The 19380-nt window shown below is 46.2% G+C and carries 13 protein-coding genes and 1 pseudogene; 4 read left to right on the forward strand and 10 right to left on the reverse strand.

The genetic code is table 11. From position 1 onward, the window contains the following. Window positions 1-76 precede the first annotated feature (76 nt). From LSG31_RS20890 to LSG31_RS20905, 4 genes are all read right to left on the reverse strand, one after another. Window positions 77-1576 carry an FAD-linked oxidase C-terminal domain-containing protein gene (locus tag LSG31_RS20890; protein WP_347436962.1) on the reverse strand — a complete coding sequence of 500 codons (1500 nt, stop codon included), beginning with the start codon at window positions 1574-1576 and terminating at the stop codon, window positions 77-79. After that, window positions 1576-2910, reverse strand: a complete 1335-nt coding sequence (locus LSG31_RS20895; RefSeq protein WP_347436963.1) for a (Fe-S)-binding protein — start codon at window positions 2908-2910, stop codon at window positions 1576-1578. The genes LSG31_RS20890 and LSG31_RS20895 overlap by 1 nt, the downstream gene beginning before the upstream one ends. A gap of 2 nt (window positions 2911-2912) precedes the next feature. After that, window positions 2913-4232, reverse strand: coding sequence for an FAD-binding oxidoreductase (locus LSG31_RS20900; protein ID WP_347436964.1), 1320 nt, complete (start codon window positions 4230-4232; stop codon window positions 2913-2915). 190 nt (window positions 4233-4422) lie between these two features. Further along, window positions 4423-6081 (reverse strand): L-lactate permease, encoded by a 1659-nt coding sequence (locus LSG31_RS20905; RefSeq protein WP_347436965.1) that lies wholly within the window; start codon window positions 6079-6081, stop codon window positions 4423-4425. A gap of 434 nt (window positions 6082-6515) precedes the next feature. Between LSG31_RS20905 and LSG31_RS20910 the strand changes: the two genes are divergently transcribed. The 4 genes and pseudogenes from LSG31_RS20910 (at window position 6516) to LSG31_RS20925 (ending at window position 11267) form a co-directional block, all read left to right on the forward strand. Further along, a complete protein-coding gene (locus LSG31_RS20910) occupies window positions 6516-7751 on the forward strand; it encodes a PucR family transcriptional regulator (RefSeq protein WP_347436966.1) in 1236 nt (411 codons plus the stop codon). Window positions 7752-7971: 220 nt separating this feature from the next. Then, window positions 7972-9108: an alanine dehydrogenase gene (ald, locus tag LSG31_RS20915; protein ID WP_347436967.1), complete on the forward strand. Its 1137-nt coding sequence runs from the start codon at window positions 7972-7974 to the stop codon at window positions 9106-9108. A gap of 202 nt (window positions 9109-9310) precedes the next feature. Next, window positions 9311-9406 (forward strand): annotated as a pseudogene (locus LSG31_RS20920) (IS1595 family transposase); the annotation flags it as partial. A 541-nt stretch (window positions 9407-9947) separates the two neighbouring features. Further along, entirely contained in the window at window positions 9948-11267 is a 1320-nt protein-coding gene (locus tag LSG31_RS20925) for a DUF6612 family protein (RefSeq protein ID WP_347436968.1), read from the forward strand. Between the two features lie 86 nt (window positions 11268-11353). Here the strand turns inward: LSG31_RS20925 and LSG31_RS20930 are convergent, their stop codons facing one another. The 6 genes from LSG31_RS20930 to LSG31_RS20955 form a co-directional block, all read right to left on the reverse strand. Continuing rightward, window positions 11354-13537, reverse strand: a complete 2184-nt coding sequence (locus tag LSG31_RS20930) for a malate synthase G (protein ID WP_347436969.1) — start codon at window positions 13535-13537, stop codon at window positions 11354-11356. Between the two features lie 243 nt (window positions 13538-13780). Next, on the reverse strand, window positions 13781-15100 hold the full coding sequence (locus LSG31_RS20935; RefSeq protein WP_347436970.1) for an ammonium transporter: 1320 nt from the start codon (window positions 15098-15100) through the stop codon (window positions 13781-13783). A gap of 202 nt (window positions 15101-15302) precedes the next feature. Further along, entirely contained in the window at window positions 15303-16082 is a 780-nt protein-coding gene (locus tag LSG31_RS20940) for a class I SAM-dependent methyltransferase (RefSeq protein ID WP_347436971.1), read from the reverse strand. A 367-nt stretch (window positions 16083-16449) separates the two neighbouring features. Then, window positions 16450-17898, reverse strand: coding sequence for an MFS transporter (locus LSG31_RS20945; RefSeq protein ID WP_347436972.1), 1449 nt, complete (start codon window positions 17896-17898; stop codon window positions 16450-16452). A gap of 116 nt (window positions 17899-18014) precedes the next feature. Beyond that, on the reverse strand, window positions 18015-18584 hold the full coding sequence (locus LSG31_RS20950) for an NUDIX domain-containing protein (RefSeq protein ID WP_347436973.1): 570 nt from the start codon (window positions 18582-18584) through the stop codon (window positions 18015-18017). Between the two features lie 166 nt (window positions 18585-18750). Continuing rightward, entirely contained in the window at window positions 18751-19338 is a 588-nt protein-coding gene (locus tag LSG31_RS20955; RefSeq protein ID WP_347436974.1) for a DedA family protein, read from the reverse strand. Window positions 19339-19380 lie beyond the last annotated feature (42 nt).

Below are 19380 nucleotides of genomic sequence, written 5' to 3' on the forward strand. Positions count from 1 at the left end.
AGAACACTGTTCTATATTTAAAATTATACATCGATTTTTCCATTCTGAATAGAGCAATGGGAATATTTTTTCGGTTTTATTTTGCTTCTTTGTAAGCAGGCGACAAAATCGAAGTGTGCTCCTGGAATCCGTCGTAAACCGCCTGTTCCGCCTGAAACAGCTGCTGTGCCCGCTTCACTTCCACACAGCGGCTCGGTTTGGGCACAAGTTTCCCGGCATTGCACAAATCTTGCGGATTAAACACGCTGCGAATCGCCAACTGCGCCTGCAATTCCGCGTCATTAAACAAAAACCGCATTTCTTCCAATTTTTCCACGCCGACACCGTGCTCCCCTGTGATGCTCCCACCGACATCCGCACACACTTTTAACACGGCTGAACCTGTCTCCTGTGCCAGCTTTGTTTGTCCCGGAATTCTTCCATCGTACAAAATCAACGGATGCAAATTTCCGTCTCCCGCGTGAAACACGTTGGCAATCCGCAATCCCGACTCACGGCTGATGTCCGCAATTTTCGCCAGCACTTCCGCCAGGCGCGTCCGTGGAATCACGCCGTCCTGCACCAGATAATCCGGAGAAATGCGCCCCATGGCGCCGAACGCCATTTTCCGGCTGCTCCACCACAAAGCCCGCTCTGCATCCGACTCCGCCACTTTTACCATGCGCACATGATGTTTTTGACACATGTGAACGATCTTTTCCGCCATTTCTTCCACACCTGCAGCCAAACCGTCCACTTCGATCAACAATACGGCGGCAATATCTGTCGGATATCCGACATAGTAGTTGCTTTTATCGACTGCCTGCATGGCCAATTGGTCCATCATTTCCATGGCGGCCGGAATAATGCCGGAGCTTATGACGTCAGAAACGGTGTTTGAAGCATCTTCCACAGAATCATACATGGCCATGACTGTCTTGACAGCTTCCGGCTTTTTCAGAATCTTCACGGTTATTGCGGTTGCGATGCCAAGCGTACCTTCCGATCCGACGATCAGACCGATCAGATCATACCCGAGGGAGTCCCCCATATAGGAGCCGACTTCAACGATGTTCCCATTTGGCAAAACGATTTCGGCGCCGACGATATGGTTTGTTGTCACACCGTATTTCAAACAATGGGAACCGCCTGCATTTTCCGCAAGATTTCCGCCGATTGTACAAGCCGATTGGCTGGACGGATCCGGCGCATAATAGCAGCCGTTGCCCGCAATTTTTTTGGTCAACTGCAAATTGATGTGGCCTGGCTGAACAACCGCCCGCATATTGTCAAAATCCACGTGCAAGAGCCGATCCATTTTGGCCAGACTGATGATGACTTCCCCATTCAACGGCGTTGCGCCGCCGCTGAGCCCTGTGCCTGCGCCCCGCGGCAAAAAGGGGATCTGATGCTCGTGCAAAAGCTTTACGACCCGGGACACTTCTTCTGTCGTGACAGGGAATACAACAGCCTTTGGGCGAGCCTTTTGCGCCACATATCCGTCACAATCATAGGCAAGCAGCTGATGTTCTTTATATAAAACACGATTCGGGCCGAGTATATTTGTGAGCTCACGAACCATTTCCAGTTTGTCCATTACTCATTTCCCTCCCGCCGATATGCTTCATCCAAAATTTCAATCGTGTGCAATACATCCAAGTCAGTTTCCCGCCGATGGACACCGACCATAATCTGCATCATGCAGCCCGGATTCCCCATGGCGATACACTCCACACCTTCCGGCACGTCATCCATTTTGCGCTCCAGCAACTGCCCTGCCATATCCGGATGCGTGATATTATAAATCCCGGCGCTCCCGCAGCAGCGATCCGAATTCGGCATCTCCACCAATGTGACGCCAGGAATGGAACGGAGGATCTGGCGCGGTTGCGAACGGACTTTTTGGGCATGGCACAAATGGCAAGCATCATGATACGTAATGGTGCGTTTGACTTCCGCTTGCGGCGGTTCGAAACCGACTTCTACCAGCAACTCGGAAATATCGCGCACACGGGCTGAAAATTGCTCCGCTTTTTCATGATAGAATGGATCGTCGCGAAAGAGTTCCGGATATTCCTTGAGTGCGGCTCCACATCCGGCGGCGTTGATGACGATATAGTCGGCATCTGACGCCAAGAACACGTCAATGTTGTGTTTGGCCATTTGCCTTGCCTGCTCTCTGTCACCCGCATGCACTTGCAGTGCGCCGCAGCAGATCTGCTGTTTTGGCACGATCACTTCCAGGCCGTTGTGTGTGGCAACTCTGGCTGTTGCCCGATTGATGTCGGAGAAGACAACATCCATCACACAGCCGGTAAACAAGGCAGCCGTCGCTTTTTTGTCGCCCCGCTGCGGAATGCGCTCCGGCAGCGAATCAAGTGCGCTTGTCGCCGGCACTTCCGGCAGAATCGCTTCCATCTCCCGCAACTGCTTCGGCAAGATTTTTAACAGACCCGATTTCCTTGATACCGCTTGCAATCCAGATTTTTGATAGAAGCGCGTCAATTTTCCAACCATTTTCAGGCGATTCGGATGTGGAAAAATCCCTCGCAAAAATAATTTTTGGACAGCACCTTTCATCCCTTTTGCCGGTTCCGCATAAAATACTTGGCCGCGGGCTTCTTCGATCAATGCGCCGACCTGCACGCCCGATGGACAGACCGTTTCGCAAGCGCGGCAATCCAAACATTGAAATACCGGGTCAATCACCGACTCATCGAGCGGCAACAACCCTTCCGATGCGGATTTGATCAGATACACGCGCCCCCGCGGCGACTGATTTTCATCTCCCAATTGTTGATAGGTCGGACAAACCTCCAGACAAAAACCGCAGTGCACACAGACCGAATACTTGTCTTCATCCGGCGCATCCGGCCATTTAAAAGCAGATTCCAGTTGTAAGAGCGATACATCCGCTTCCGCTTTTGCCATTGTTATATCCCTCCCAAGAAACGACCCGGGTTCATAATCCCGTGCGCGTCAATGGTTTGTTTGATTCCTTTCATCAGCGACCATGCAGCATCCACTTGCCCGAATACATCGACGCGTTTCCGCAATTCCAAAGGTCCTGCAAGCATCACTGCGAACCCTTTTTGACGTTCCGCCATTTGTCGAACACGCGTGACAAGCTCCTCCCATTGCTCCACCGAGCCTGTTTTGCAAACCACTGCGGCAGTTCCTTGCGCTTTGTTGCAAGTAGCGATGACAGGCAGCTGCATTTGGTCAGCCAGGCTCTTCATTTGCGCAAGATCTGTCAAGATGCCTGCAGCTTTTGTGCTGACTTTAATCACGAGACTGGCACCGCAGATATCCCCATGATAGACGTTCCAAAACCGTTCGACAGCAGCGCCTTTGCGGACATTGATCGCCAAACCTGCTTCTTTCGCCCATTGCGTCAAGACAGATGTTTGATAAGCGGCTGCTGTCTCCACTTCGTCGCACCCGACAGCCAGCGTCCATGGAGATGGCAAATCCGTAACGGCTGAGCAGGAACCGGACAATACTTCAAACGAACTCGGAACCAAATGTGAGTTGATGATTCTCTCGGAGATTTCTTGGATTTGCTGCAATGTTCCGCTTAAAACGCACAGTTCCCGATGCAAAGGCAGCGGTTTCAACTTAAATGTAACTTCTGTAATCATCGCCAATGTTCCCAAGGAACCGATGAAAAGCTTGGTCATATCGTATCCGGCGACATTTTTCACCACTTTTCCGCCTGTCTGAATCACTTGTCCGTTGGGGTATACCACCCGGAGACCGATGGTGTGATCCCGCAATGTTCCGTACAAGACACGGGATGGACCGCTCAGATCCGTTGCCACGATCCCGCCGATTGTCGCATGATCCATGCAAGAGGGATGGATGGAAAGCATTTGTCCGCTGTCTGCCAGAAGTTTTTGCAAGTCCTTGAACACAACGCCCGGTTGGACGGTAACGGTCATATCGGCCGGCGAGTACTCGATCACCTGATTCATGCGAACCGTTCGAATTACGAGATCGATCGGTTTGGAAATATTCCCATAGGCAAGCTGCGTACCGCCGCCAACGACAGAAACATGCAATCCGTTCTCATTTGCCAATGCCAGAAGATTCGATACTTCCTCTTCTGTCTCCGGCTCCAAGACAATCGTCTGACGCTCATGACCATCGATTGCCTTTGTGGCTGACGAATCCTCGTATACACGATCAGGGGAGAGAATGCTTCGACACACTTGTACAATTGTATCTGCTGCTATGCGTGTTTCGATTGTCATGGTTTCACCTCCAAGATTGTATATTCTTCAAAACCAAAATCCATGAGCATGCCGCCACATTTGCCGACAGATTCATCTGTGGCTTGGGATGCCGCATGTGCAGAAAACAACAACTTGCATGAATGGAGAAAAGAGAGGAGATATCTCCTCTCCGCTCATCCATAGTATGAAGGTACGAAAATTTGCTAAGTTATTTTCCCGGAATCATGCCAGGGAACACATAGGCTTGCAGTACTGTGATCACGGCGATGATCGCCAGGAACAGGACGCTATGCTTGATGGTGAAACGGTACAAGTCGCCTTCTTTCCCCACCAAACCTGTCGCAGAAGTACCGACGGCAATGGATTGGGGTGAAATCATTTTTCCCATCACACCGCCTGAGGAGTTTGCCCCCATGGTCAGATATGGATTGAGGTGCAATTGTTGTGCTGTCAATTGTTGCAAACCGCCAAACAAGAGATTGGATGAAGTGTCGCTGCCTGTCAGGAATACGCCGATCCATCCGAGCAATGGCGCGAAGATCGGGAACAACACGCCTGTATGCGCCAAGGCAAGGGCCATCGTAGCACTCATCCCGGAGTAGTTCATCAATTGTCCAAATCCGACAACCAAACCAATCGTTGTCAGCGGATACTTCAATTGCTTTAACGTTTCGCCAAACGTCTTCAACCAGTCGCCCATGGAAATTCCAATGACAAATTTCGCTAAAAACGCTGTCACGAGAATGGATGTACCTGTCGCAGCCAAAATGTCAAACGTATAGATCGCCGGTATTGGAGTAGCTTTTGCCACAATTGGAGCCGCTTTCAAAACTTCGTTGTGCAATGCCCAGAATTTGAAAGTAACCGTAAATCCGGAGAGCGCTTTCTTTACGCCCGGCAAAGTCCATAAAATAACCATGACCGTCAAGAGAATGTACGGCGTCCATGCGCGCAGCACTTCACCTGCCGAATGCTTCGGCGGCAAATTGGATTTTAGTCCAAGTTCGGATGTTGCCGCAATTTGTTCTTCATTCTTAAAGCGGAAAATGGTTTTCGGCTGCCAAAACCGCATCAAAATGATAACGGCCACCAAGGAAACGAGAGCAGACAAAACGTCCGGAAGCTGTGGGCCAAGATAGTTTGCAACTAAAAATTGTGTGATTGCAAAGGAAAAGCCTGCAGTAAACGCAGCCGGCAGTACTTCTTTTAATCCTTTCCAGCCGGACATGACAAATACCAGCCAGAATGGCAACAGAAACGAAACGATCGGCAACTGTCGTCCGATAACTTGGCTCAAGAACAATGCATTGGAATGCGTAACGCCTGCCAACGCCGTCACAGGTATCCCCAGTGCGCCAAATGCAACCGGACCGGTATCGGCGATCAAGCACAAACCCGCCGCATACAATGGATTAAATCCTAATCCCACAAGCATCGCACCCGCAATCGCAACAGGCGCTCCAAATCCGGCAGCACCTTCCAGGAATGCCCCAAAGGAAAACGCAATCAGCAGCATTTGAATTCTGCGGTCACTTGTGATTCCACTGATCGATTCGCGAATGGTATCGAAATGTCCTGTTTTAACCGTCAGATTGTACAGGAACACCGCTGTAAAAACAATCCACCCAATCGGCCAAATACCCGTCAGCCCACCGTATAACGTAGATGACACCGCTTTCACAATTGGGAAATGGAAAAAGATAATAGAAATCAAAATGGCGATTATCACTGTATAAAACGCCGCAACATGACCTTTCATGCGTTTGACTGCCAACGCCCAGAAAAAGAACAAAATCGGAAGTGTCGCAACCAGCGCAGACCACCCCACACTACCCGCCACAGGTGTGTACCCCTGAGTCCAACTCATTACAATGTGCCCCCTTCTCCATCGGAATCGATACTGCTTAATTGCTTAATTGCTTAATTGCTTAATTGCTTAATTGCTTAATTGCTTAATTGCTTAATTGAATTGTATCAAGAACTTCCGCTTTCCCCTTTCCGCTCACCTCCCTGATATTCATTTGTTCTGCATTACGGAATATGGTTCTGAAATATTCATCTTGTATTTTGAATATACCATATCTAGTTTTTATTTGTCATTATTTTATTTTAACTGTCACAATTCAGTCTAGTGCAAATTGAAAATTTTACAAAATCGGGTTCCCTTTCTATAATTCTGTCTATTTCCGTAGATGATTTCAATGATATAATGAATGAACACAATTGTTTTGTATGAAACGAATCTGAGTTTTATTGAACCATCCTCGTAAAACATTTTGCGTATTTGAGGAGTTAGCAGAAGTGAATTTGGAACATGATCCGTTTGATGAACCTTTTGAAAATTTAGAGACGTTGGCGGACAGGATCAGCGAGACATTGCAGTGTCCTGTAACGATTGAAGACGCCAATCACCGTCTGCTTGCATATAGCTTTCACGATTTGCAGACCGACCCGGCACGCATTGCAACCATCATCGGCCGCCGTGTTCCGGAATCTGTCATTAACAGCCTTTGGAAAGAAGGAGTGATCCAACGGCTGTTGAGTGGTGATGAACCGATTCATATCCCATCCATTCAAGATGTGGGGCTCGGCAGCCGTGTAGCGATTTCGATTCGCAAAAATCAGGAAGTATTGGGATATATTTGGGTTGTGGAAACCCGGCCCTTATCTTCGCATGCCTTTCACGTGTTAAAAAAAGCCGCTCAGACAGCGAAAGCCAAGCTCATGCAGCTACAAATCCGCAAGCAAAAACAAGAAGAGGGTTATCAAGAATTTTTTTGGCGATTGTTGACCGGTTCCTTTCCGTCCGATGCTGCCATTGAAGAAGAAGCACAAAAATTGGCGCTTTCTCTCGCAAGGGATTTTCAGATCCTTGTTTTAGATTTTAAACAACCGATCGACCCCCAAATTCGCCAAAAAATCCAGTATGTAATCAAAACGAATCAAAAAGTAAAAATTGTATTGACTGCTGTAGATCGAAGCCAATTGATTCTGTTGGTCAATCCGCCGCTGCCAGCTACTGCAAAACAGGATATTTCCGCATTTGTACAAAACTTTGTCGCCCAGATGTGGGAGCGTTTTGAAGTTTCATCGATTACTCCGGCAGTCGGCACATTATATCGGGATCACTATACGAAAGTGGAAAATAGCTACCAGGAAGCATTAACCGTTTTGCAAATGAAAGATCGTTATCCAAGTGAAATCAAACCGTTGCTTCATTATGAAGATTTAGGATTTTATCGATACATCCCAGTATTGCATGAATTCCGGAAACAGCATAAATCCAATCATCCGGCCATCCAAAAATTGCAGGAATATGACCGGCTGCACCACTCCAATCTGCTGGAAACCCTGTTTGTCTACCTGGTCTGCGATTCCAATATCAAAGAGGCGGCTGACCGTTTGCATATTCATACGAACACGCTTGCCTATCGACTTGCACGCATGGCTGAAATCGCAGACATTCAGTTGAAAGACATGGATCAGAAAGTCGGACTCTATCTGGAATTCCGATTGATACAGTTGGAACAAAAGTGAACTTGTTAAAATACACAAACCTATTGCGAGTTTTTCATTTTTCTCAACAAAGAAAAAATCCCCCGTCTCCCCTATACTTTATATAAGTGATTATTCAAAAAATGGTTAAGCTAGACACAAGGAGATGAGTTGAAGCACGAAAAAGTCTGAGAAGTGTACGTGTTCGGTGCATGATAGGGCTTTTTGGGATTCGGCAAAGCAATCATTGAGGGGGATATTTATGAAAATCGGAATTCCAAGAGAAATTAAAAATAATGAAAATCGTGTTGCCATTACACCCGGCGGCGTGGAAGTGTTAAAAAACAACGGACATACCGTATACATCGAATCATCCGCGGGAGTCGGCAGCGGATTTGCCGATGAAGAATATCGCCAAAAAGGCGCGACGATTCTATCCTCTGCGGCAGACGTTTGGACGCAATCCGATATGATCATGAAAGTAAAAGAACCGTTGCCGGAAGAATACACATATTTCCGCGAAGGGTTGATTCTGTTTACCTATTTGCATCTGGCTCCTGAGCCTGCTTTGACAAAAGCATTGGCGGATAACGGAGTGATCGCCATCGCATACGAAACCATCCAGCTTGATGACCGGTCTTTGCCGCTTTTGACACCGATGAGTGAAGTGGCAGGCCGTATGGCTGTCCAAATCGGCGCGCAATTTTTAGAAAAACCAAATGGCGGGAAAGGCATTCTCTTGAGCGGAGTTCCTGGAGTTGCCCCAGGAGAAGTCGTGATCGTCGGCGGCGGCACCGTCGGATTGAATGCCGCCAAAATGGCGGTCGGTTCGGGTGCGCGCGTCACCATCCTCGACGTTAATCCAGACCGTCTTCGTTATCTCGATGATATTTTCGGCAGCCGCATCACAACACTGATGTCCAATTCCTACAATCTCGAACAGGCTGTCGGCAAAGCAGACTTGTTGATCGGCTGTGTTCTCATCCCTGGAGCCCGTGCGCCAAAACTCGTCAAAGACTACATGGTAAAAGGAATGTCCGCAGGTTCTGTAATCGTCGATGTAGCCATCGATCAAGGCGGCTCGATCGAAACGATCGACCGCGTTACGACTCATTCCAATCCGACCTACGAAAAATATGGGGTCATTCATTATGCAGTAGCCAATATGCCAGGGGCTGTCGCAAGAACATCCACGCTTGCGTTGACAAATGTAACGATCCCCTATGCGCTGCAAATTGCAAACAAAGGCGTCCAAAAGGCAATTGCCGACAATAAGGCATTGTATCGCGGCGTAAACGTGGCGTTTGGTTCCGTTACGTACGAAGCTGTCGCCAAAGACCTTGGCTACGTGTTTGTCCCGGCAGATAAAGCAATGGAATTGAAAGTAGCGGCAATTTAATAATTTTTCACTAATTGTATTCGGTTGTCGGAATCCTACTGGTAAGCAGTGTAGGTACGATCTCATCAGAAAGCCGTATGAGGGAAAACCTCACGTACGGTTTGTTGAGGAAGGGATGAAGAGTAAAGTGCGGGTTCTCGCCCGCAAGTGAAATTCATTCCTTTACCCTATACGTGGTTAGTATTTGACGATTACGCCATAACAAGCTTACTTAAATGAATTTTGTTATCGGTTCAATCGTCGAATGTTTACCGGGGAATTGTTTGAAAGGCTCATTCAAGCGTGTATCAATTCATCCACAGTGAACTATATGGGTTTGAAGAAGTCATCGTTCCTGACTGAGAAATGCTATTACCCCATGCATCATACTGATACTGTGCTACCACATTACCATTTCCATCAGTCACAGTACCACCCGTTGAACGGGTGGTACTGTGACTCTTCCACTGTATTTGCCTTCCTTTTTAGCTAAATCAATTCCTTCACGTTGTCGCATTCGCTTGAACTGGAGTGAAAGCGAGACTTTCCCCGTTTTTTTCTACCGATACGAGGTCATTTGACACTTTCATGATGGCATTCCACTTTCAACTCTCCATTATGGAAATACATCTCATATTTGCCATCAAACTCAAGTTGATTTTGTTGACATAATTCAATAGTTTTAACATATCTGCAATTTTCAAGGCTGCCGTTTTTATTGATTCGGGTGTTGTTCCATCTTAGATTACGAATCGGATTGGGACAAGGACTTCGGATCAATCGGATGCATGGAATCATTTTCGTGCATGAATGTATATCTCAGCAACAAAGAAACATCATTCAGGACGAGGGGACTAGAAATGAAATCATTCAAATTATTAACCATTATGGCCGCGAGTCTCGTTGCTTCGACTATGACAAGCGTAGCATTTGCAAGTGCTGCTACATTTTCGGATACTGGCAATTCTTATGCTTTAAGCGAAATTCAAACTCTATCGAATGCTGGAATTCTATCCGGGTATAAGGATGGAACATTTCGGCCCAACCATCCAATGACCCGCGAAGAGTTTGCTGTCGTACTGGCAAAATCATTAAAACTTACTCCGGATGCATCGGCGTCTTCGCAATTTACGGATGTTGACGGATGGGCAAGGCCATATGTTGGGGCTTTGGTCAATGATAAGCTTACCAGCGGAATCAGCGCCACACAATTTGGTGCACAGCATTTGATTTCGCGGGAGCAATTGGCGGTTTTCTTTATCAGGGCTCTCGGTGAAGAAAATTTTGCGAGACAGATGAGCCTTTCGCCAACGTTTTCGGATGCCAAAACAATAGACGAGTATGCTGTGCCATACGTTGCGATCGCCCAAAAAATAGGTCTGCTGAAAGGTTCCGCAAATTCCGACGGATCATTTCAGTTGAATCCGGCACAATCTGCAGACAGGCAAGCGGTTGCCCGACTTGCTTATGAGGTTTATGCGAATGCTGGCTCCTATCAATCACGAGTCGATACGATGGCAAAAACATTGGACATTTTAAACAAATCAAATGCAGCAATGGAAGCCGAACATTCGTTTCAAATGAATGTTGCATTACATGCAACAGGCAATGGTTCCCCAGGCCAAATTCACACACAATTGGCGTTGGAAATCGATTATACGAAACAACCGGCCATCATTCATGCAAAAGGCAATGTTTCGATCTCTGCGGACGGGAATTCAGGTGCAAATGCACAGGGTACGATACCGCTTGAAGTGTATGAGGTGAATGGAACGGTTCATATCTTAAATCCTTTTACAAATACGTGGGACAAACAGTCGGCAGATGGAAGCTTGATCCCGTTGCCAAACTTTACGCAACATCAATCGGAAATCAATATGCTTGCAGCGGACCTTCGTGCGACGAAAACCGGAGATTCCTATGTCCTGACGGGTACTCTTGACGATCATGAGATGAACGCTTTAATGGGCGGGAATGATGCAATCCCACAAAATGTTCCGGGTTTGCATGCAACTCCAAGTACTACAAACGTTACGATCGTCATTGATAAACATACAAATCTGTTAAACAGCATGACATTGGAGTTGCCGCCGGAGGCGAACGGGAGTTTTGCCATTACATGGTCCAACTACAACAACGTAGCGCCCATCCAAGTACCGCAGGATGTTTTACATTCGTAATCAGGGCGCACACACCGTGTGATCAATGATCTCTGACGAAAAAACCTCCAAAACCACAATGAAAGTGGGGTTGGAGGTTCATTTCCTTATGCTTTCTGTAATGCAGCCTTGGCCTTAAATTCGATGCGCCGGCGGTGCAAGATGGGCTCGGTGTAACCATTTGGCTGTTCATAACCTTGAAAAACCAGATCGCAGGCAGCCTGAAATGCCACAGAGTTATCGAAGTCTGCAGCCATGGGACGGTAGGCGGCATCTCCGGCGTTTTGCTCATCCACGACTTTAGCCATGCGCTGCATGGTCTCTGTGATCTGTTCCTTCGTACAAACCCCATGGTGCAGCCAGTTTGCCATGTGCTGGCTGGAAATACGCAACGTGGCACGGTCTTCCATCAGGCCTATATTGTTAATATCCGGCACTTTGGAGCAACCGATCCCCTGCTCGACCCAACGAACCACATAACCGAGTATCCCTTGTGCATTGTTATCGAGTTCCTGTTGAATTTCTTCCGGGCTCCATTGTGGTGTTTGCGCCACGGGAATGTCCAAAATATCATCGCGGAAATCCCGAATGGTTTCTTTTAATTTGTTTTGCACTTCCTTTACATCCACTTGGTGATAGTGGATCGCGTGCAATGTAGCCGCAGTCGGCGAAGGCACCCATGCGGTATTGCCGCCTGCTTTCAGATGGCCGATTTTTTGCTGCAACATTTCCTTCATCAGGTCCGGCATGGCCCACATTCCCTTGCCGATCTGAGCGCGATTTTGGAAGCCACAGGACAGCCCTATGTTCACGTTCGACTGCTCATAACTTTGCAGCCATTTTGATGATTTCATGTCATTCTTTCGAATCATTGGTCCCGCTTCCATCGAAGTATGCATTTCGTCACCGGTCCGATCCAGGAATCCGGTATTAATAAACACGACTCGATCCTTCACTTGACGTATGCAAGCTTTCAAGTTCAAAGAAGTACGGCGTTCCTCGTCCATGACGCCGATTTTAAGCGTATTGCGATCCAGACCCAGCATGTCTTCCACACGATCAAACAGTTCATTGGCAAACGCCACTTCCTCGGAGCCGTGCATTTTCGGCTTTACAATATAGATCGAGCCTTTCGTGGAATTTTGATATTTCCCATTTTTCAAGACGTCATGCATACCGATCAGGCCAGTGACAGCCGTATCCAAAATCCCTTCAGGAATCTCCTCGCCGTCCTGATCGAGTATCGCATTCGTCGTCATCAAATGGCCAACGTTGCGGACAAACAAGAGGGACCGCCCAGGCAGGCTGAATTCCTCGCCGGTAACGGAGGTGTACGTCCGATCAGGGTTCAGTGTTCGTGTCATGGATTTGTTGCCCTTCGTGAAGGTAGCAGACAAATCCCCTTTCATGAGTCCTAACAAGTTGCTGTACACCAGCACCTTGTCCCAAGCATCGACAGCAGCAACCGAGTCTTCGCAGTCCATGATGGTCGTCAGCGCCGCTTCCATGAGGATATCTTTAACGCCCGCCGGATCCGTTTTGCCGATCGGATGGCTGCGATCGACTTGAATTTCCAAATGCAAGCCGTTATTTTTCAACAATATGGCGGAAGGGTTTTCAAGCTGTCCCTGATACCCAGCAAGCTGTGAAACATCCTTGAGTCCGGTAGTTGCTCCGTTTTGCAGCAAAACGGACAATTGGCCATTGTCGATGGAATACTGCACGACGTCTTTATGGGAATATTCCCTTAATGGTGCCGCTTGATCCAGAAATTCCTTGGCATATGCAATGACTTTCCCGCCTCGAATCGGATTGTAAGCGCCTGTGCGTTCCGCTCCACCCTCTTCATCGATTGCATCTGTTCCGTACAATGCATCGTAAAGGCTTCCCCAACGGGCGTTCGCAGCATTGATGGCATAACGGGCATTATTGACCGGAACGACCAATTGCGGTCCGGCTTGCAATGCAATTGCATCATCTACTCCTTGTGTGGCAATCTGAAAATCTTCTGCTTCCGGTTCCAGATAGCCAATCGCTTGCAAAAATGATTTATATGTTTCGAAATCAAAACGATCTTTGTTTTCCTTATGCCATTCATTGATTCGCCTTTGCATTTCATCCCGCTTGGCTAATAACGCCTTGTTTTTGGGCGCCAAGTCATGAATCAAGGCATCCAAACCGGACCAGAACTGCTCACCGGTCAATCCGCTGCCGGGCAGGACTTCTGAATGAATAAACTGATAAAGAACTGGCGCAACTTGAATATTCCCTACTTTTACGTAATCTTTCATTGTAAATCTCCTTTCATTAACTATCGAATTATAATAATCATGAACAAACAGATCCTGATAGGAATGACAAAGACTCCATAGGATTCTTTTTATTTATTATACAATAGAACCGCGTTCCTTAATATAGAATTTAAGTTAAAAAGCGCATAAGCCTTTATCCCATCGCAAACCGAAACGTATCGATCGCTATAAAAAAGACTATCCCATTTTGAGATAGTCTTGAAGGATGCACGCGTTTATCTATTACGCCTGAAGTCTTTTTGCAAAACTGTAATCGGATGGCAACTGCTCGGGATAACCGGACGTTCCATGCTCCGCAATATCCAATCCGATCAATTCTTCTTCTTTTGGTACGCGTAAACCAACCGTTATTTTAATGAGATACATGGCAATAAACGATGTAACAAACACAAATCCAAAAGCAATGGCAACTCCGTAAAACTGTACCCACAGCTGATGGAACCCGCCGCCGTAAAATAAACCGGCTTTGCCGACGCCTACTTTGTTTACAAGATCAGGCGCTGCAAAAAATCCTGTAGAAAGTGTTCCCCAAATTCCGGCAACTCCGTGAACCGAAAACGCTCCAATCGGATCGTCGATTCGAAATACTTTGTCAAACAATTGGACAGAAAACACCATAAAGATTCCGGCCAATCCCCCGATAACCAAAGCCGCCCAAGGGTGTACAAAAGCGCAACTTGCCGTAATCGCAACCAATGCTGCCAAAACGCCATTCAACATATACGTGATATCAGGTTTTCCGAGTACAATCCAAGCGGTTACCAAAGCTCCAATTGCGCCTGCCGCTGCTGCAAGATTCGTCGTATATGCAACGTATGCGAAGAAACTTTTATCAAGACCAAGCGTAGAACCAGGATTAAAGCCAAACCACCCCAACCATAAAATAATCACGCCAAGAACGGAATATACTTGATTGTGGCCATAGATCGTATTGGAAGAACCATCTTTGTTGTACTTTCCAAGTCTTGGCCCAAGCAAAATAGCGCCTACCAATGCGGCAGTCCCGCCTACCAAATGTACTACTGTAGAGCCTGCAAAGTCCTGCATTCCTACTGAACCTAACCAGCCTCCACCCCATACCCAATGTCCAACAACCGGATAAATGAATGCCGAAAACACAATTCCAAACAAGAAATAGACAGCCAATTTTGCACGTTCCGCAAGGCCTCCCCACATGATCGCGAGAGAAACTCCGGCAAATACCACTTCAAATAAAAACTTGGCGCCAATTGGAACATCCGAAAAACTCAACGAAGAAAATACTTGATCGATTTTAGAAGCTTCCACATGCATGAACCATCCGGAAGTACCCATAAAATTATTTCCGGTGCCAAATGCGATTCCGAAACCGCAAATCCAGAAAACAACGGTTACAATTGCAAAGCTAAGGATTTGCTTTCCGGCAATATGCCCGGCGTTCTTCATCCTCGTGGATCCTGCTTCCAATAAAGCAAATCCCGCTTGCATGAAGAAAACCAATACAGCGGCAACAATCACCCAAATTGTATCCACACCTTGCACTAATTCCTTCATTGATGGCATCGTAACAACTCCTTGGTAAAATACCTAACATATATTTTGCATACTATAATGGCTTGATACGCAATTTCTAACACAGGATACTAATTTTATAAATATGGTTACGAAAAATCTTTCGTTTTCTAAATTGAATCTAAATAGAACTTTATCACATGTTATAAAACATGACAAATGAAGTATTTTCCATCGTGTTATCATATGGTTGTCACCTTTTTTCACAAAGAACCATCCATTCATCAACCTCTAGAGATTGTATCTGATTGTTTTCGGCAATTACCGAATAATAGCGCCGGAGATCCTCGCCTGCACTCAAAATATACTGGCTGACCCGTTGAATTTGTTCCTGATTCGCTGTGGTTCGTTCTACCCATGTCGGATAATCATACGTCTTTTTCCGCTTAAGAGAACGAATTTCCACCAAACCTTTTGCGGCAAACAAGCCCTGCCATTCCCTCATGGACAGACACCGAACATGGCTTTTATCCCTTAATTTTTCAAATGTATTCATAAAATCAGCAAATCGTTTGTCATCTGGAACGACGTTATCGATGAGCAAGAATTTCCCGTGGGGTTGTAATACTCTTTGAACTTCTTCAATAAATCGATCCGGATTTGGAAAATGGTGTGGTGCAATCCGGCAAGTGACTATATCGAACGTGTTTGGCAAAAAAGGAAGTGATTCCGCATCTGCAATCACATACCAAATATTCTTGCCGTGTTGTTTCAAGTGTCTCGCTGTATTTTCCAGCATTTGTTCGGTAAGATCTGTCGCGAATACATGGGACACATGCGAAGCCAATGTTTTAGCAACATGTCCGCCGCCAGTTGCTATATCCAAAACGACAGAATCGGATGTTGGCCGTAACCAGTCAATCAGTAAAGAAAGATCATTTCCTTGGGAATGGGATTCACTTGCGACATATTTCTGGGCATTTTTTGCAAATTGCTGTTTCACTTTCTCCTTCATTTTCTCATGTTCTTGCATCTGGTTCTCCTCCTCGAAACTTGAATTCCCGTCACTATTCCTTGCGGTTGGATTCTCTTTTAGAGGATGTTCAAAAAGTAGTCAAAACTCCACGGCGGTTTGCTTTGCCGAATCCCAAAAAGGCTTACTCATGTACCAAACACGTACACTCCGTCGCCTTTTCGTGCTTCGGCTTCGCACTCCTTGTGTCTTACTTAACCACTTTTTGAACACGCACTTTTATCCAGTTATCTGTAAAAAAGAAAAACAACAATCATTTTGTCATCATATGCCCGATTCGGTTGAAGTACAATACTGTCGGATTCTGCGAATGCACGATGCGTGTATATCCTTTTTTGTCAAAACAGTACAAAACTCTTCGACCGATTCATTTATGACGAACGGCTGCGATCAACAGCGTACATGCTGCAATGCAAGCGATGGCGATAAACGACCAGCGAAACGCGAGAATCATGTGTTGGATCATAGCGGCATTCTCATCCATGGAACCGGTCATGGAAAGAAACAACTGGTAGCTTAGGCCTCCGATTGTAATGCCAAGTCCCATGCCAAGTGTACGGGACATATTTAAAATCCCGCCGGCAATCCCCAAGCGATTCGATGCGACGCTCCCCATCACACTGCTGTTATTCGGCGGTGTAAACAAGCCGACACCTGCGCCGACAAGAAACAAGCCGGGAACCAGAAATGGCAAAGCCCCCTGCGCATTCATGAAGGATAACGACAAACATCCCGTGCAAGCTGCCAACATTCCAATGACTGCCGGTATCCGTGTCCCATAGCGATCGGCGACAATGCCGGCAATCGGTGTAAAAAGGGTCATCCCAATAGGAATAATGGTTAAATACATACCCGATACCAACGGACTCATCGCCTGTACATTATCCAGGTAAAACGGAGTAAGCAATAAAATGGCATACATGACTGCAAACGACAGAACACCGGTAATACTTCCCAACGCAAAAATTCTTTTCTTAAATAAAGAAAGATCCACCATTGGATATTCGCTTTTTCTTTCAACCCATAAAAAGCTGATCATTCCTAAAGCAAACAAGAAGTAACTTCCAACAACGCGGGGTGAAGACCAACCTTCCTTGAATCCCATGTTTAAAAAATATAGTAATGCAACTAAAGACGGTGAAAGTATTACGGCACCTAAATAATCAAACCGTTCTCGCTGTGGCGCTTTTTTATCCTTCGGGAGAAATAGAACGCCTAAAGTCGTGCCAATGATTCCAATTGGTACATTGACATAAAATATCCAATGCCAACTGGAAAACGACAACAACAATCCTCCAATCGCAGGTCCCAGACTCAGTCCGATTCCTTGTGCACTCGCCTGAATCCCGATGGCTTTCCCCCGGTCGGACGCCGGAGTTGCCGCTGTCACAATCGAAACGCTGTTTGCCTGCAGCATGGCAGCGCCTACTGCTTGGATCACTCGTGAAACCAAAAGAAAAGACAAGGAAAACGAAAGTCCGCATAACAGTGAACCGATGATGAATACGGTGAATCCTAATGTATACATCCAACGTCTCCCCATAATATCTGCAATTCTCCCAAACGGAACAATCAATCCCGCCAATGTCAGCAAGTACACAAGACTTACCCATTCGACGATATGCATTCGGACAGAAAACTGCTTTTTGAGAACAGGCAATGCAATATTGATAATACTTGCATCGAGAGCAGCCATAAATGCACCAACGCAGACAGTCCCTACAACAAACCAGTGATAATTGTTTCGATCACGCACCGTTTGCAGAGGAAGAAAATCAGATTGCCCTTTTGAGGAATGCTGTCTGAGATGAGACATGTGATCACATCCTCTTATATTCCTATTCTATTCGATACAAACATGCCGGACTCCGCGATTCCGGCGAAACAAAAATACCCCCTGCATGAAAGGAGGATATGTTTGCCAATGATATGTTACAGATGTGTCGACACTCGAAATAAACTGTACCCGGTTAGCGGCACGATTGGATTCTGATCCACAATCAGCCCTTGATTTTTGCCATGAAAAGCCACATCGACAAGCCACCTCGTAAAGCCCGCGACATTCATATGTTCAATCTCCTGCAAACTAAAAAATCCGGCCGCGTCCACTTCCATTCCATCCGGACATGGCTCACCCTCTATGTATTCCATGGAAAAAGCAACATATAAATTATGAATATCACGAGGCAAATCACGGATCGCAACGACTTCTTTAACCATTGCAGATACTCCCGACTCCTCCAGCACTTCACGAACAACTGTCTGCTCAATCGGCTCATGCTGTTCAATATAGCCTCCGGGATTTGTCCATAATCCTTTTCCTGGGTCGATCGCTCTTCTAACCAACAATACCTTGTTATCCTTCAATACTAACGCTCCGACGCCTATGCTATAATTTCCCCAAAAAACAAAATTACACTCGGGGCAGGCAATTCGATTATTGCCATCTATATCTCGTTTCACTAACAAATGACCACATGAGGAACAATATTTCACCTGCATATTGTTCTTTTCTCCCCTTTCATACAACGGAAACAGTAAAGCCTACAAATCGATCATACTATTTGCATCAGCAAAACACCATAACTATATAGATTTTTCCCAATCAAAAAGGACGAGAATAATGCCCCGTCCATGGAAGTACTTGCGTTTGCCGCAAATGAATTCACTAAGATTTCTTTCGTTTTTTCCCTATGTAAATGGCGGCAGCTGCAACAATTAGGATCAAAATCGGAACGATCAATTGATGAAGAATCAGATGATAGCGCTGCCAGGCGATTTCCACGTAACTCCCCAGCATGATGAATACAACACACCAAATCAAGGATCCGATTGCGTTATACACAGAAAACAACCAAAATGACATTCGATTAATGCCAGCCAAATACGCAGTAAGAACGCGAATTCCTGCGATGAATTTACCGAAGAATACGACAATCCCCGTGTATTTTTGAAATTTTGCTTCTGCACTGTGAAACCTCTGTTCCGTAATGCCGACAAACTTGCCAAAACGCAAAATAACAGAACGGCCCAAATAGCGGCCGATCATATAAGAAATCGTTGATCCGATTATGTTGCCTGCCAACGTTACAAGGAGTAAAGGAAGAAGAGAAAACGTTCCTTGCTGCCATTCGATACCTGACAGAGTAAGGATCGTTTCACCTGGAAAAGGCACCCCGATCATTTCAAGCAGCAATGTGAAAAAGATTCCCCAATAACCAAATTGTTGAATGATATGTTGAATATTAAAGTGCATATATCCACTCCATATTTCCATCATAGTGATTTCTATATTTAA

The sequence above is a fragment of the Fodinisporobacter ferrooxydans genome, from assembly GCF_022818495.1.
Classification (GTDB): domain Bacteria; phylum Bacillota; class Bacilli; order Tumebacillales; family MYW30-H2; genus Fodinisporobacter; species Fodinisporobacter ferrooxydans.

Coding starts and splice junctions, on each gene's coding strand:
- LSG31_RS20890 (WP_347436962.1), bottom strand. CDS start 1,576: ATGGACAAACTGGAAATGGTTCGTGAGCTCACAAATATACTCGGCCCG.
- LSG31_RS20895 (WP_347436963.1), bottom strand. CDS start 2,910: ATGGCAAAAGCGGAAGCGGATGTATCGCTCTTACAACTGGAATCTGCT.
- LSG31_RS20900 (WP_347436964.1), bottom strand. CDS start 4,232: ATGACAATCGAAACACGCATAGCAGCAGATACAATTGTACAAGTGTGT.
- LSG31_RS20905 (WP_347436965.1), bottom strand. CDS start 6,081: ATGAGTTGGACTCAGGGGTACACACCTGTGGCGGGTAGTGTGGGGTGG.
- ald (WP_347436967.1), top strand. CDS start 7,972: ATGAAAATCGGAATTCCAAGAGAAATTAAAAATAATGAAAATCGTGTT.
- LSG31_RS20925 (WP_347436968.1), top strand. CDS start 9,948: ATGAAATCATTCAAATTATTAACCATTATGGCCGCGAGTCTCGTTGCT.
- LSG31_RS20930 (WP_347436969.1), bottom strand. CDS start 13,537: ATGAAAGATTACGTAAAAGTAGGGAATATTCAAGTTGCGCCAGTTCTT.
- LSG31_RS20935 (WP_347436970.1), bottom strand. CDS start 15,100: ATGCCATCAATGAAGGAATTAGTGCAAGGTGTGGATACAATTTGGGTG.
- LSG31_RS20940 (WP_347436971.1), bottom strand. CDS start 16,082: ATGCAAGAACATGAGAAAATGAAGGAGAAAGTGAAACAGCAATTTGCA.
- LSG31_RS20945 (WP_347436972.1), bottom strand. CDS start 17,898: ATGTCTCATCTCAGACAGCATTCCTCAAAAGGGCAATCTGATTTTCTT.
- LSG31_RS20950 (WP_347436973.1), bottom strand. CDS start 18,584: ATGCAGGTGAAATATTGTTCCTCATGTGGTCATTTGTTAGTGAAACGA.
- LSG31_RS20955 (WP_347436974.1), bottom strand. CDS start 19,338: ATGCACTTTAATATTCAACATATCATTCAACAATTTGGTTATTGGGGA.